Annotated in this window: 10 protein-coding genes; 2 read left to right on the top strand and 8 right to left on the bottom strand. The window is 74.3% G+C overall.

Annotated elements, in window-relative coordinates; all coding sequences use genetic code 11:
• The first annotated feature begins 281 nt into the window (after positions 1-281).
• Positions 282-1,121, top strand: a complete 840-nt coding sequence (locus ACTWPW_RS06540; RefSeq protein ID WP_443168174.1) for a glycoside hydrolase family 16 protein — start codon at positions 282-284, stop codon at positions 1,119-1,121.
• On the opposite strand, the gene ACTWPW_RS06545 is transcribed toward ACTWPW_RS06540, so the two are convergent.
• From ACTWPW_RS06545 to ACTWPW_RS06580, 8 genes are all read right to left on the bottom strand, one after another.
• Complete coding sequence (locus ACTWPW_RS06545) at positions 1,102-3,528, bottom strand: glycosyltransferase (RefSeq protein WP_443168175.1); 2,427 nt, start codon at positions 3,526-3,528, stop codon at positions 1,102-1,104. The genes ACTWPW_RS06540 and ACTWPW_RS06545 overlap by 20 nt on opposite strands.
• Positions 3,525-4,418, bottom strand: a complete 894-nt coding sequence (locus ACTWPW_RS06550) for a glycosyltransferase family 2 protein (protein WP_443168176.1) — start codon at positions 4,416-4,418, stop codon at positions 3,525-3,527. Before ACTWPW_RS06550 ends, ACTWPW_RS06545 begins: the two co-directional genes overlap by 4 nt.
• Positions 4,415-6,691, bottom strand: a complete 2,277-nt coding sequence (locus tag ACTWPW_RS06555) for a hypothetical protein (RefSeq protein ID WP_443168177.1) — start codon at positions 6,689-6,691, stop codon at positions 4,415-4,417. Before ACTWPW_RS06555 ends, ACTWPW_RS06550 begins: the two co-directional genes overlap by 4 nt.
• On the bottom strand, positions 6,688-7,755 hold the full coding sequence (locus ACTWPW_RS06560; RefSeq protein WP_443168178.1) for a glycosyltransferase family 2 protein: 1,068 nt from the start codon (positions 7,753-7,755) through the stop codon (positions 6,688-6,690). The genes ACTWPW_RS06555 and ACTWPW_RS06560 overlap by 4 nt, the downstream gene beginning before the upstream one ends.
• Positions 7,745-8,887 carry a glycosyltransferase gene (locus ACTWPW_RS06565; protein ID WP_443168179.1) on the bottom strand — a complete coding sequence of 381 codons (1,143 nt, stop codon included), beginning with the start codon at positions 8,885-8,887 and terminating at the stop codon, positions 7,745-7,747. Before ACTWPW_RS06565 ends, ACTWPW_RS06560 begins: the two co-directional genes overlap by 11 nt.
• Positions 8,884-10,011 carry a glycosyltransferase gene (locus ACTWPW_RS06570; protein ID WP_443168180.1) on the bottom strand — a complete coding sequence of 376 codons (1,128 nt, stop codon included), beginning with the start codon at positions 10,009-10,011 and terminating at the stop codon, positions 8,884-8,886. Before ACTWPW_RS06570 ends, ACTWPW_RS06565 begins: the two co-directional genes overlap by 4 nt.
• 4 nt (positions 10,012-10,015) lie before the next feature.
• Positions 10,016-10,450 carry a hypothetical protein gene (locus ACTWPW_RS06575; RefSeq protein WP_443168181.1) on the bottom strand — a complete coding sequence of 145 codons (435 nt, stop codon included), beginning with the start codon at positions 10,448-10,450 and terminating at the stop codon, positions 10,016-10,018.
• 191 nt (positions 10,451-10,641) lie between these two features.
• On the bottom strand, positions 10,642-11,541 hold the full coding sequence (locus ACTWPW_RS06580) for a glycoside hydrolase family 16 protein (RefSeq protein ID WP_443168182.1): 900 nt from the start codon (positions 11,539-11,541) through the stop codon (positions 10,642-10,644).
• Positions 11,542-11,647: 106 nt separating this feature from the next.
• Here ACTWPW_RS06580 and ACTWPW_RS06585 point away from each other — a divergent pair, with 106 nt between their 5' ends.
• Positions 11,648-14,206: a hypothetical protein gene (locus tag ACTWPW_RS06585; RefSeq protein ID WP_443168183.1), complete on the top strand. Its 2,559-nt coding sequence runs from the start codon at positions 11,648-11,650 to the stop codon at positions 14,204-14,206.
• Positions 14,207-14,259: the final 53 nt, after the last annotated feature.

The following is a 14,259-nucleotide window of genomic DNA, read 5'->3' on the forward strand; positions in this document are numbered from 1 at the left end:
TTCGGTAGATGTGGCGAGCGCGGGAAGCGGTTCCTTCGGGGGGAGAGAGAAGGGCGTTCATGGAGTGTGTGATCGGGAGGACGGCTCGGCTGCAGCGCTTCTTCTCTTTGCCGGAGGCTGGGGGTCGCCGGGGAAGCGCCGTACGATGACACATCATGCCGTCGGGAGGGTAGAGGTCCGTGTCCGATGACCACGCAGGGCACCGGGATCCCCGCCGGGGCGCGAGCGGTTCGGCGCACACTGCCAGGGCGGTGCCCGGGCGCGGTCGGACGGGGTGGTGGGTGGCCGGGGTGTTGGTCATCGCGTTCACGGTCGCGGTCGCGGGCACGCTCTATGTGGTGAACCGGCTTGAGCCCGCGGCGGAGGAGGCGCCGGCGGAGGTGCCGGCGGGGTGGCGCCTGGTCTGGGGGGACGAGTTCGACGGGCCCGCCGGGGCGCCGGATCCGGCGAAGTGGAATCTGGTCGACGACCATCTCGGCTACAACAACGAGCTCGAGTACTACACGCCGCGTAACGCGGTCGTGGACGGCCAGGGCCGGCTGGTCATCACCGCGCGGTCCGACGACGCGGGCGGTCACGACTGCAGCCCCCGCGTGTGCGCGGCCACCTCCGCGCGGCTGTTCACGGCGGGGAAGTTCGTCCAGCGGTACGGGCGGATCGAGGCCCGCATCAAGTTGCCCGCAGGTCAGGGCATGTGGCCGGCCTTCTGGGCGCGGCGGTCGCCCCAGGGCAGCGGGCGTGGGGAGATCGACATCATGGAGCACCTCGGGCGCGAGCCGGACACGGTCCACGCCAGCCTGCACGGGGAGAAGGGCTACGACGTGCTCAACACATACCGGCTGCCCGGCGGGGGCAGGTTCGCCGACGACTTCCACGTCTTCGCCGCCGACTGGTATCCCGATCGCATCTCCTTCCTGGTCGACGGGCAGGTCTACGCCACCGAGCACAAGGCGGACGCCCCGCCCGGCGGCTGGGACTTCGACGTGCCCTACTACCTGCTGCTCAACCTGGCCGTCGGCGGCGACTGGCCCGGCCCGCCCGACTCGACGACCCGCTTCCCGCAGCAGATGATCGTGGACCACGTCCGCGTGTACGCCGCCGCTACCGATCCGCCGCGCTGACCCCGGCACGCGGCCCCGGCCCGGCGAAGCTGACGATCAGCACGCCCGCTCCCAGCAGCAGGGACAGGCCCTGGGCGAGCGTCCAGCCGATGGCCGCCGCGGTCAGCCCGTACGGGAGGAACGCCGCCACCAGTCCCAGCACCAGGGCGGCGTTGGCGCCGTTCATGAAGACGTACGGGCCGGTGCGGTCCCTGCTGATCAGGATCGTGTCCACCAGGTAGTTCCCCGCGCCGACCAGCGCCCCCAGGCCCAGCACCCGCAGCGTCTCCGCCGCCTGCGCCGAGTAGGCCTCCCCGAACACCCGCAGGATGTACGGCGCCCCGGCCACGATCACCGCGACGGCGGGGACGAGCAGGCCGTAGATCCCCGCGACGGCCTTGCGCAGGTACCGGCGCAGGGAGATCCGCTGCGCCTCGGCGAACAGCACCTGCGCGCTCGTGGACGGGATGAAGTTGAGGAACGCCGCAACCTGGAAGGCGATCGCGAAGTACGCCGCTGCCTGCGGCCCCTGGACGGCCAGCACCTCCAGCGGCACCACGGTGCTCGGGAGCATGCCGAGCGCGGTCGCCAGGTAGCCGGCGGTGGAGAACGGCAGGTACCGCCGGAGCAGCTCCATCGGCCGCGTACGGTCCGCGGTGCGGCGCAGCCGCGGCCACAGCGCCGCCCCGCCGAGCAGGCAGGCGAGCAGCGCGCCGCCGCCGTAGGCGAGGACCAGGCCGGTGAACCCGAGCGGGACCAGCGGCAGCAGCGCGCCGACTTTGAGCAGGGTGCCCGCCAGGTTCTTGGCCAGCAGCGCCGCGGTGCCCCGGACCGCCACCAGCCCGGCGTCCAGCGTCCCGCCCACGGCGGTGACCATCACCAGGACGGTGATCAGCGCGATCGTGCCCGGTTGCCGGATCAGCTCCGGGCCGCCGGGCAGCAGCGGCGCCAGGATCAGCAGCGACAGCAGGGCGAGCACGCCGCCGATCGCGCCGACGGCGGTCACGGCCATCGCCGCCAGCCGGCGCGGGTCGTCGGCCTTGACGAGATGGCGCAGCAGCGTGGTGGGCAGGCCGAGGGCGGCGACGGTGGACAGCAGGTTGACGCTCGCGGTCACGGCGGTCAGCCAGCCGACGGCCTCGACCGGATAGTTGCGCGCCGCCAGCGTGAAGAAGGCGAAGCCGCCCGCCGCGAGCAGCACCGTGTTCGCCAGGAGCAGGAAGGTCCCGCGGACCAGGACGTTGCGGAAGAACGACCGCACCCGCTCCCGCATCCCACCGTCCGCGAGGCCGCGGCGGGCGCGCTCCCCCGTCGGGTGCACGCGCTCCCCCGTCCGCCCGCTCCGGTCCCCGAGCACGGTGGCGTAGCCGTTCCGGGTCGCGTGGGCGATCTCGGGCCAGCCGACGCCGTTCGCGTGCTCCAGCGCCGCTTCCGACATCGCCGCCAGCGTCGCCGCGTCCCAGCCCGCCGCCGCGCGCAGGGCCGCGGTCAGCCCGGTGACGCCGCCGCGGTAGCCGGCCAGGGCGGCGGCCGGGAGCCCCGCCAGGGCAGGCAGCTCCGGGACGATCAGCGGCCTGCCGTGGGCGAGCGCGAGCAGCGCGCTGCCGCTGGTGGTGATCTCGCGGAACGGCAGCACGACGACGTCGCCCGCCGCGAACAGCCCGGCGACGTCCTCGTCGCGTACCCGCCCGAGCCGCAGGTCGACGCGGGCGTCGCGGGCGGCCGACGCCTCCAGCCGGGCGGCGAGCGCCGCGTCCGGGCAGGATCCGGCGATGACCAGGCGCACGTCCGGCCCGCGCTCCGGGGCGGTGGGCTCGCCGGCGCAGGCCCCGCCGGGCAGCGCCGTGAAGGCCGCGAGCAGGTCCTCGACCCCCTTGTACGGCTCGATCCGCCCGAAGAACAGGAACGTGCGGGGGCCGCCCGACCGGCCCGGCGGCGGCAGCGGCGGCGCGGGGAAGGGACCGTGCGGGATCACGGCGGCCCGGGACGGCACCGCTCCCAGGTCCGCCAGCCGGTCCAGCGCCGTCGAGTGGTGGGCGATCACGAGGTCGCAGTGCCGTACCAGGGTGCGCCGGGCGGCGGTGTCGTCGGCGAAGACGGGCCGGTGCGGCAGCACGTTGTGCGCGGTCCACACCAGCCGCAGGCCGAGCAGCCGCACGACGCCGAGGACGGCGGCGAACCACAGCTGCGCCGGCCGCCGCGTCCTGGCCCCGCCCGGCAGCGCGAACTTCCACACCCAGTGCAGGTGCACGATCCGTACCCCGGCCAGCCGCCAGACGGCCAGCTCGGCGGGCAGCAGCAGGAGGTTGAGCGTGTGGGAGAAGGTCAGCTCGCCCAGGTAGCGGACGCGGACGCCGGACCGGCGTAACTCGCCGTACAGCAGGTCCTGGTACGGGTTGCTGTCGCGGGGGAAGACCAGCGCCCTCATCGGCCGGCGCCACCGCGGGGAGCGGCGAGTCCGGCGAGCACGCCCGCGCCGTACACCAGGTGGTCGGCGAGGACCCGCACCGGGCCGTTGTGCCGGTTGCGCCAGGCCGGCACCAGCAGCAGCGCCGGGTAGAGCGGGAACCACAGGGTCAGCGGCAGGCCGAGCAGGAAGAGGGGATAGGCCACGACCATCGGCTCCCGGCGCAGCAGGTGCGCCCGGCGGTCCCGGTGCTTGAGGTAGAGCCGGGCGCGGGCCTTGCCGTAGACGTACGAGCGGCGGAGCTGCCGGCGGCGGTCCCCCCACTCGTGGGTGACGACCGCGTCCCCCGCGCTGCGGATGCGGTGCCCGGCGTCCTGGACCCGCCAGCTGAAGTCGACGTCGGAGCCGTACCCGAACGTCTCGTCGAAGCCGGCGACCTCGTCGAGGACCTCCCGGCGCACCGCCAGGTTGCCGGTGCCGCACTCCGGGAGGTAGCGGGCGGCGGCCCGGCGCCGGGCGTCGGCGTCGTAGAGGCTGCCGTGCCCCTCGGGGCCGGTGACCAGCCCCGACACGACGCTCTCGCCCTCGTCGAGCAGCGGCGCGACGAGGCGGCGCAGCCAGTCGCCCTGGGGGAGGCAGCCCGCGTCGGTGAACACCACGATCTCGCCCTTCGCGGCACGCACTCCGGCGTTGCGCTGGTGCGGGATGGTCACGCGCACGCCCGCCGGCGGGGTGTAGGCCGTCCACCGCACGTGCGGGTGGGCGGCGGCGATGGCGTCGAGCCGGCCTTCGGAGGCGTCGACGACGATGATCTCGTACGGCAGGCCGGTGGACCCGGCCGCGCGGGTGACGCCGGCGAGGGTGCCGTCCAGCGCGGGCTCGTCCTTGCTGATGATGACGATAGAGATCATCGGTGGAAGACCTTCGTGACTCCGCTGGTGTAGACGAGATCGTAGTGCGCCTCGATGAAGCCGGTCGGGAACGCGTACAGGGCGAGCTGGTTGTCGAACAGCGACCTGGCGCGGCCGACGGCGGTGTTGGCCCAGCTCGCGTACACCCAGGCCCGCCGGTCCAGGGTCAGGGGGGTGATGTCGGTCTGGATCCGCCGGCCCGGCCCGAGCTCGGCGAACAACCGCAGCTGCGCGTACCGGTCGGCGTAGAGACGGTCGGGCGAGCCGCGTACCGCCTCTTCGAGCCAGCGCGCTCCCGCCAGCTCGGCCTCGTACATGCAGAACCGCTCGCAGTCCTCGCCACGCGTCGAGAGGTTGGTGGCCCGCTCCCCGCCGAGCAGCACGTTGTCCAGGCCGCTGCTGGTCGCGAAGGTGACGACGACGGCCGCTCCCGCCAGCCCGTACGCCGTCCGGCGGAGCGGGGCGGGGAACTTGGCCGCCGAGACGCGGTGCAGCAGCCAGAACATGGCGATGGTGAGGAGCGTCAGCGCCTGCAGCTGGGCGCGGCTCTGGTTGTACGCGGCGGCGAGGGTGCCGGAGACGCGCAGCAGCACCAGGGCGCCCAGCATCGGCACGGCCAGCACGCCGATCCGCCGGACCAGCCACGACGAGCGGCGGCGCAGCGCCATGACCAGGGCGCCGATCAGGCCGAGCAGGTTCGCCAGCTGCTGGACCAGCAGCACGCCGAGGTCGAGCGACGCGCTCACCGCCGGCGCGACCTTCGGGGGTACGGGCACCCCCGCGTCCCCGAGGTCCCAGCGGGGATCGCCGGCGTCGGCGGCAGGCGTCACGGCGGCCTTGGGCGGACGGTATTTGGGCACCACCCGCTTGGCGTAGAGGTAGGTCGGGATGCGGGTCACGTCCGTGCCCCGCAGGTAGGCCGAGAGCAGCGACCCGGCGGTCTCGGCGGCGGGCAGCAGCCGCAGGCCCTCAGAGCTCAGCGCGGTGCGGAACTCGCCGATGTTGGCCGTCGACCCGGTGATCGGAACGTACCAGAGCACCCCGGCGAGCAGCCCGGGCAGCAGCGCCGCCGCGACCGCCCGCGGCGCGATGCGCGGCCGTCGAAGGGCCCACAGCACGGCCTGAAGGACCAGCGCCCCGCCGAGCATCACGGCCGTGAAGTACGCCGTCGTGTAGTGCGAGACCACGATGCCCGGCCCGAACAGGCACAACAACGCCGCCTTCGGCAGGCGCCGCAGCCGGGCGTCGAGCAGCGCCCCGCACAGCGCGGCGAACAGCAGCATGGCGATCTCCTGCCGGGCCAGCGCCGGGAACTGCTGGGACAGCGCGCCCTGCGCCGTCACGAACGCGGCGGCGGCGAACGCCCACCGGCCCTGCAGGAAACGCCTGGCGAGGTGGAGGATCCCGACGGGGAACATCGCGAAGACGGCCGGGTAGACGACCTTGAGCACCAGCGGGATCGGCAGCCCGGTCAGGGCGTGCAGCTCGGCGGGCAGGACGGTGATGCTGAGCATCGCCCCGTACGCGTCGGGGTGCGGGCCGGTCAGCCAGATCCCCGAGGTCGCCGTCTCCTGGGCCACGGCGTACTCGGAGGCGATGTCGAACCCGTAGACCAGCTCGCCGCGGAGCGCATACGACCACATCATGGCCAGCGAGACGGCGTACAGCAGCACGGCCGATCGGCCGGCCCCGAGCCGACCGGCCCGGACGATCCCGAAGGCCAGCACGAGCACGCAGCCGGCGACGGCCGCGATCGCCACCTCGGGGCCGTACCCGTGGTTGAGCCGCAGCGCCCCCGCCGCGGCGAGCAACGGCAGGAGCAACGGCAGCGACAGCCACCCGGCGGAGGGCAGGGACCGCCACGGAACGGCCGTCTCCGGCGGTGCCTTCACCCCGGCGAGGAACAGCCCCAGGCAGACCAGCATGAGCCCGGCGAGCAGCGGCCCGGGCCGGAGCGGCGCCCCGGGGTCCGCGCCGGGGCCGAACACCGCGTCGAGGACGGCGCCGCCGGCCAGCGGCACGAGCAGGGTGACCGCGAGGCCGGACACCATGAGCACGATCAGCGACGCGGCCGGCACGTACAACGGGAACGCGGCCACCCGGTGGCCCGGCACCCGCAGCGCCCGCAGCAGCAGGCACCCGGGCACGATCAGCAGCAGGGGCACGAGCAGCAGCTGGACCGCCCACAGCTGGCGCACCTGGGTCAGCCCGACGATCAGGACCAGGGCCGCGCCGTACAGCACCATGCGCCTGTCCTGCTCGCGCACGGTCACGTGCCCTGCCTCCCGCCCCGGCCGGTCCCGTCCCCGGCGAACATGCGGCGGAAGGCCCACAAACCGTGCAGGAAGCCGACATTCTCGCACGCTTCCTGGGCCATCAGGAGGTACGGGTCGGCGAGCGCCTCGATCCTGCCCCTGGCCGCGTTCCGCAGCCCCACCGGGTAGAGCAGCAGGGGCAGCAGCACGGGCGCGACCGCGACCGCCGGCCACCGGACGGCCGCGAGGGCGAGCCCCGCGACGAGCACCGGCCACGGGAACACCGTCGGCCGCACCGCGGGCCACTTGAGGTACTGCATCGCGGCGCCCCGCCCGTACGACAGGCTGCGGCGCAACATGCCGCGCATCGTGGGCGTGTACCGGTGCGCGACCGACGCCTCGGGAACGAAGACCAGCCGCCCCGGCCGGTCGTCCCGCCGGAGCCTGCGGGACAGGTCCTCCTCCTCGGCCGCGTACCGGAACCTGGGGTCGAACCCGCCCGCGGCCAGCAGCCGCTCCCGCTCGAACGACATGTTGCCGCCGCTGAAGGCGTAGACGTCCCGCCGCCCGCCCGCCACCCGTCCTGCCGTCCGGCCCGCCGCCCACTGCCGCCGCAGGTACAACCACAGCCGGTACGGCAGCGCCGCGCTGACGGTGAGCTCCAGCTCCAGCGGCTCGTGCCGGTTGTTGCGTTCGAGGAACCGCGAAACGAAGCCGTCCCCCGTCACCGGCACGACCGGGCCGCCCACCCCGGCGACACCCTCTTCGGCGTAGCCGCCGAGCAGCAGCTCGGCCCAGCGGGGGCCCGGCTCGCAGTCGTCGTCGAGGAAGGCGACCACCCGCCCCTTCGCGGCCCGCAGCCCGGTGTCGCGGGCCGCCGACACACCGCGGTTCGTCTCGTGGCGGATGACCGTGATCCCGTGGCCGCGCGCGACGTCCCCGGTCCCGTCCACGGACGCGTCGTCGACGACGATGATCTCCAGGTCAGCGTGGACGGTCTGGGCCGCCAGCGCGTCGAGGGTCCGGCCGAGGCGGGCCGCGCCGTTGTAGGAGCAGACGACGGCGGACAGGCTAGGGGACATCTGGCTGCTTTCCCGGGATGGGGGCGAGCGGGCCGCGAACGGCCTCGTACACGGCGATCGTCCGCGTCGTGACCGTGCTCAGGCCGGTGTCCGGCGGGGGCGCGGCGACGCGTGCCTCCGGACCGGTCGCGAGGAAGCCGGCGATCGCCGCGGCCAGCCGGTCGGGGGCGCCAGGGGGGACCGCCCACGGGGAGCCCTCGAACAGCTCGGCCAGCCCGCCCGCGGTGGTCGCGATCACCGGTACGCCGAAGGCGCGGGCCAGGTTGGCCACCCCGCTCTGCTCGGCGTCGCGGTAGGGCAGCACGACGGCCTCCGCCGCGTTGAACCAGGCCGCGATGTCGCCGTCCGGCACGTACCCGGTGAACACCAGCCGGTCGCGCAGCCCGTGCCGGCGCGCCAGGCGGCACACCATCGCCTTGTGCAGGTGGTCGCGGGCCTCGAACACCCGGAACGGGCCGTGCCGCCGCCGTACCGCGCCGGCGACCACGACCCGTACCGCGGCCTGTGTCGCGGGCGGCAGCGTCGCCAGGGCGCGCACCAGGTCGTCGAGCCCCTTGCTGACGTGGATGTGGCCGAAGGCCAGGAGCACGCGGGCGTCACCCAGCCCGAAGCGGGCCCGCAGGCCGGCGGCGGTGCCGGTCGCGGGCGGCGGCGGTGCGGAGAAGTGCGGGATCACCGTGGCCCTGCCGCCCAGCCCGAGGGCGCCGAGGGTGTCCAGGGCCGCCCGCGTGTGCACGATGAGCCGGTCGCAGCCCCGCGCGAGGTGCCGATACAGCGCCCTCCCCGGCCCGCGCAGCAGCGCCGTGTCCCGGTTGATCTCGTGCAGCGTGGCCACCGACGGAACCCCGGGGCCGGCCAGCCAGCGCGCCACGGCCAGGGTACGGGCGCCGAACGCGGGCACCGCGAACTGCACGTGCACCACGTCCGGCCGGAACCGGGCCACCGCCGCGCGCAGCGGTGCCCTCCCGCCGCCCAGCGCTCCGATGACCTCCTCGGGCGCGTCGGAATGCGGGCGGGCGGCGACCACGGCGACCTCGTGGCCGCGTTCGCGCACGGCGCGGGCGAGCACGTGGGTGTAGGTCCCGATGCCGTCGCGGGCCGGCGGGTACGGGCTGACGTAGAGGATCCTCACGGCAGCATCGCCTTCACCACGTGGGAGGCGATCGAGTCGAGGGCGTACTCGCCGACCCACGGCTCCGCCGTCGCGTCGTCCGCGGGCCCGTCGAGGGCGTCGGCCAGGGCTTCGGCGAACGCGTCCAGCGTGTGCGCGCAGACGATCCCGCGCCGGCTGCGCCGCACCAGGTGCTGGGCCAGGTTGTCCCTGGCCGAGGTGGTCACCACGGGCACGCCGCAGGCGATCGCCTCCAGCACGGCGATGCCGAACCCCTCCCTGGTGGACGGGAAGGCGAACACCCGGCCCGCCTTGACCAGCGAGTACACGTCCTTCTGCTCGCTGACGTCGTGCCGGAACTCCACGGCGTGCGCGATGCCGAGCCGATCGGCCTCCTCGCGCAGCGTGTCGCGTTCCGGGCCGTCGCCGACGATCCGGCAGGTGACCGCCCGGCCGCCCTCCCGCAGCCGGGCGACGGCGGCGAGCAGCAGGTCCAGGCCCTTGTGCCGCATCAGCCTGCTCACCACGACCAGGTCGGTGCGCTGCTCGTGCGGGGCGGCCTGGTTCACCCCGTCGAGGTCGACCCCGTTGGGTGCGATCGTGATCAGGGCCCGCTCGCCGAGCTCGGCCCGCAGCCGGCGGGCCGTCTCCGGGGAGACGGCGATGATGCGATCGGGCGCCCGCATCGCCAGCCGCTCGATCCACCACGCCGGCCGCCAGCCGGCGCGCATGCTGTAGCGCCAGTACTCCGGGCCCCACACCTCGTGCCAGGTCGCGATCAGCGGTTTGCGGCGCAGCGTGGCGACCAGGCGCAGCGGCAACAGGTGCAGGAACGGGATCTGGTCGACGTTGAGCACGTCGAACCGATGCCGCAGCAGCCGGAGGCAGGCCACCGCGAAGACCAGGGCCTGCCAGGTCGATCGGACACCGTGCCGGTACATCGGCAGCAGCGGCGAGATCGCGTGGAACGTGACGCCGCCCTCGGTGCGCACCCGGGGGCCGTGCCACCAGCGCATGGTGAACACGTGGAGGTCGGCGTGCGGCGTGAGGTGGGCGTACAACTCGTGGTAGCGGATCTCCCTGCCGCCGAAGCTGTACGGGTGGATGGCATCGGTGACCAGCGCCACCACGGGCCGTCTGGGCACGCGCCTACCCCTCGTCGATGTCGGCGGAGCAGGCGGCGCGGAACGCGATGGCCTCGCCGCCTTCCAGCAGGACCCCGAGGGTGATCGGGCCGGGCTCGCACAGCGCCTTCGTGGGCGGCGTGATCGTCACCGGCTGCCCGTCGGCCAGGGTGACCCGCCCGCTCGCGACGGTGCGGGTCCTGCCGGACTCGGTCAGGCGTACCGACCAGCCGTACTCGTGCTGCCGCCCGGTGACGTTGCGGATGGTGAAGGAGGGCGGGGACAGGAAGGAGGTGGCGGGCATCCGGGCCGGCAGCGCCTGGGGCGCGGCGAACGCCAGCTCGGTGTACCCGGCGGGCGCGCCGGCCAGCCCGGCCGTGAGGAGCAGGCGGCGTCCCTGCTCGGTCTGCGCGCCGAGCGCGGCCATGACGACCGCGCCGAGCAGGGCAGCAGTCGTCAAAGAGGTGAAACGGGGAAATAATCGCGTCATTTACGGCGTGACTTCACCATGATGCCAATGGGACGGTTGATCCTAATGGCACGGAAGGGGCTGCCGTCCCAGAATGACAGCGACAAACGGCACAAACGTTATTAAGGACCGTTCCAACTGGACATTCCGCAAACTTCACGGCATTGCGGCGAGGGGTGTGCTCAGCGCTGGCGGTACACCCGCACCCAGTCGACGACCATCCGCGCCGGGAAGCGCGTCGAGGCGTTCGGGTTTCCCACCCAGGTGCCACCCACCTGGAGGTTCAGGATCAGGTAGAAGGGCTTGTCGAACGGCCAGCCGGGATAGCGCGGGTATTGGGCGTACGGTTTGCCGTCCACCCACCAGGTGATGCTCTGGGGCGTCCAGTCGACGCCGTACACGTGGAAACCGGCGTCCAGCCGCTCCGGCAGGGTGATCTGGCCGCCGCCCTTGCGGCCCTTGGAGTGGGTGTAGGACCTGACGAGATGGGTCTCGTGGCCGCGGTTCTCCATGATGTCGATCTCGCCGTACGTCGCGGAGCCCGAGGGGCCGGAGTCGGTGCGCTTGAGCCAGAACGCCGGCCACAGGCCCTTGCCGAGCGGCAGCTTGATCCGCGCGCTGAACCGCCCGTACGCCTGGTCGAAGGTCTTCCCGGTCTCCAGCCGGGCGGAGCTGTAGTCGCACGGGCCGTACCAGCAGGCCGGCCGGTTCGCGCCCCGCGTCCGCTGGGCGGAGACGACCAGGCGGCCGGAGCCGTCCTGCACCGCGTTCGCCGGGGTGTAGTGGTGCAGCGCCTTCCGGTTCGACCAGCTCGTGCCGGACAGCGCGGTCCACTTGGCGGGCCGGCCACGCCCGTCGAACTCGTCGGACCAGCTCAGCTTCCAGGACGCCTCGGGCAGCGCCAGCGGCGGGGGCTCGATCGACTGTGCCGGCGGCGGCGTCGCCCCGCCGTTCCGGGCCCCGTCCGGAGGCGTCTCACCGATGCCGCGCACCCCTGCCGCACTGGCCGCGACCACGGTGGCGCAGATCGCCGCGGCGAGGATCCAGGTGCGGGAACGGGCCGGGCCGTCAGCCGCCGTCATCGGGCCGGCTCACGCTCGGACTTCGTTTCGTCGCGCTTCCCATAAATAATGACTTCCGGCGAGGGGCTCCGTCCTGGCCGGGAGAATACCAAAGGGAGAGGCTGCGGTGACCGGAGGTGGCTGGAGGAGCGAGACGGGCGATCCGGACGGTTCGTCCGAGCAGGCGAACGAGCGGCTCTCCCAGCTGTCGCCACCACCGGACGAGCGGCCCTCGCAGCCCTTGCCACCGCCGGTCGAACGCTTCTCGCAGCCCTTGCCACCGCCGGTCGAGCGCTTCTCGCAGCCCTCGCTACCGTTCTCCCAGCCGTCGTCACCGTCGGTGCCGCCGACCACCGAGCTGACCGACCCCGACGTCGGCTACCCGGCGACCGACCCTATGCCTCCGGGCCGGCGCAAGCGCTTCCGTTCGCTGCTGATCGGCGGCGCCTCCGTCACGTTCGCGATCGTCGTGGCGGGCGGCGTGCTGGTGGCCTCCCGCCAGGGCGACGAGCCGGCGGCGGAGCTGGCCGGCAACCTGTTCACGGCGGTTCCGGCCGGCAGCACCGGCGGCCGGCAGCTGGAGCTGAACGGCGTCGCCGCCACGGGCGCCACGGTGGTGATCGCGGGCGGCGAGGACGCCGACTCCGGCTACCGGACCGAGTTCTTCCTGTCCAAGGACGCCGGCCGCACCTTCGCCCGCGCCCAGGTGCAGACCGCGAAGGGCGAGCCGCCCGCCGCCGGTGAGGTCCCCCGCCACCTCGCCGCGGGCCCCGGCGGGTGGGTCGCGCTCGGCGACCGCGTCGGCGGCTCCGTCGTCTGGACGAGCCCCGACGGCGCGGCCTGGACCCGCCAGCCCGACGCCACCGCCAGCCTCGCCTTCGGCCCGCGCGACCGGGTCGCCGACGTCGCGTGGACCGGCAACGGCTTCACCGCCGTGGGCCAGACCTCGGACAAGGGCGACTTCACCGACGCCGCCCCGGTGGTTTGGCTGTCCCGCGACGGCCGGAGCTGGGAACGCCGGGCCGGCTGGCGGCTCCACCCGCCGACCGGCGGCACCCTCGCCCTCACCGACGTGGCGAGCGTCAAGGACGCCATCGTCGTCCGCGGCGAGAGCTCCACCAAGCCGTACGACATCACCTGGCGCTCGACCGACGCCGGCGACACCTGGCAGGCGTTCGCCGTCCCGGGCGAGTCGCGCAAGCCGGAGCTGGCCTTCGCCGCGACCGCGACGACCATGCTCGCGGTGCGTGGGAGCGGCACCCGCGCCACCACCTACACCTCGCCCGACGGCGTGAGCTGGACGACGGCGGCGAAGATCGACGTGCCGGGCTTCCGGCGCCTGTTACGGCTGACCGCCACGTCCCAGGCCGCGGTCGCCGCGATCGAGACCGACAGCGGGATCCGGCTGGTGCGCAGCACGGACGGTCGCTCCTGGCAACCCGCCGGCACGACGGCCGGCGGCACCGAGGTGCGCGACGCCGCCGCGGCCGCGGACAACACCGTCGTGGTGGGCGCCGACGCGGCCCACGGCGGCACCGGCGCCCTGCTCGCGGTACGCGACAAGGCCGGCAAGGACCTCCCCACGGGCATCCCGGACACCACCGGGAGCGGCAAGGTCGTGGACGCGCTCGGCACGGCCGACGGCCGGGTGGTCGCGGTCGGCGGCGCCAACGGGGAGGCCGCCGTCTGGACCTCGGCGGACGGGGCCACCTGGCGGCACGTCCCGGACAGGGAGAAGGCCCTGGCCGGCCAGGGGCGGCAGCGGCTGACCAGCGTCACGCCCGGCTTCGCCGGCTGGCTGGCGGTCGGGTCGAGCGGCCAGGCTCCCGGCCGCCCCCTGGTCGTCACCTCGGCGGACGGCGAGAGCTGGCGGCGGGCCGACGGCGCGACGGCGTTCCGGTCCGACGGCAAGAACCCGCTGATCGCCCGCGGCGCCGCCGCCGGCCCGGACGGCTACGTGATCGTGGGTGAGGACGGCTTCGGCGCCGGCACCTGGTGGTCGCCGGACCTCAGGACCTGGGAGCGCGGCGCCCCGGCGGGCGCGGACAACCTGGTCGGCACGCAGGCGACCAGGCGGTGGATGCAGTCCGTGACCAGCGGCATGTTCGGCTTCGTGGCCGCCGGCGGCGTGACCGACCCCAACGCCTACGGCGGCGTCTTCGTCCGCCGCCCCACCGTGTGGATCTCGCCGGACGGCCGCAAGTGGTCGCTGGTGCGCCTGCCGATCCCGGCCGGCGTCAACGAGGGGTGGTTGTCCCACATCGCCTCCCACGACGACGTCCTGGTGACCGCCGGTACGGCCGTCACCGGCAACGGCACGGGCACGGCCGCGTTCGGGTACGTGTCGGTGGACGGTGGCCGGAGCTGGCAGCCGATCTCGCTGCCGGTGGTGGCCGGCGAGCAGTCCGGCGTCACCGCCGTGGCCACGACCCCGCGGGGCTTCGTCGTGGCCGGCACCGTGGGCCGGCCCGGGGACGTGGTCATCTGGACCTCGGCGGACGGCCGCTCCTGGAAGCCGGAGCAGCCGCGCGGCACCGGCATGTCCGGTCCGGGCGACCAGCGGCTGGCCGCGTTCACCGCAGTTGACGGGGAGCTCGTCGGCGTGGGCTCCACGGTCACCGGCCAGGGCGACGAGCCGACCGTGTGGCGGCGCCCGCTGTCCCCGGACGAGACCGGCACTCCCTAGCGCGTGCCCACACCCGCGGCGCGGAACCGGCGCCTCCTAGCGCGTGCCCCACA

The sequence above is a fragment of the Nonomuraea sp. KM90 genome (assembly GCF_052246675.1).
Classification (GTDB): domain Bacteria; phylum Actinomycetota; class Actinomycetes; order Streptosporangiales; family Streptosporangiaceae; genus Nonomuraea.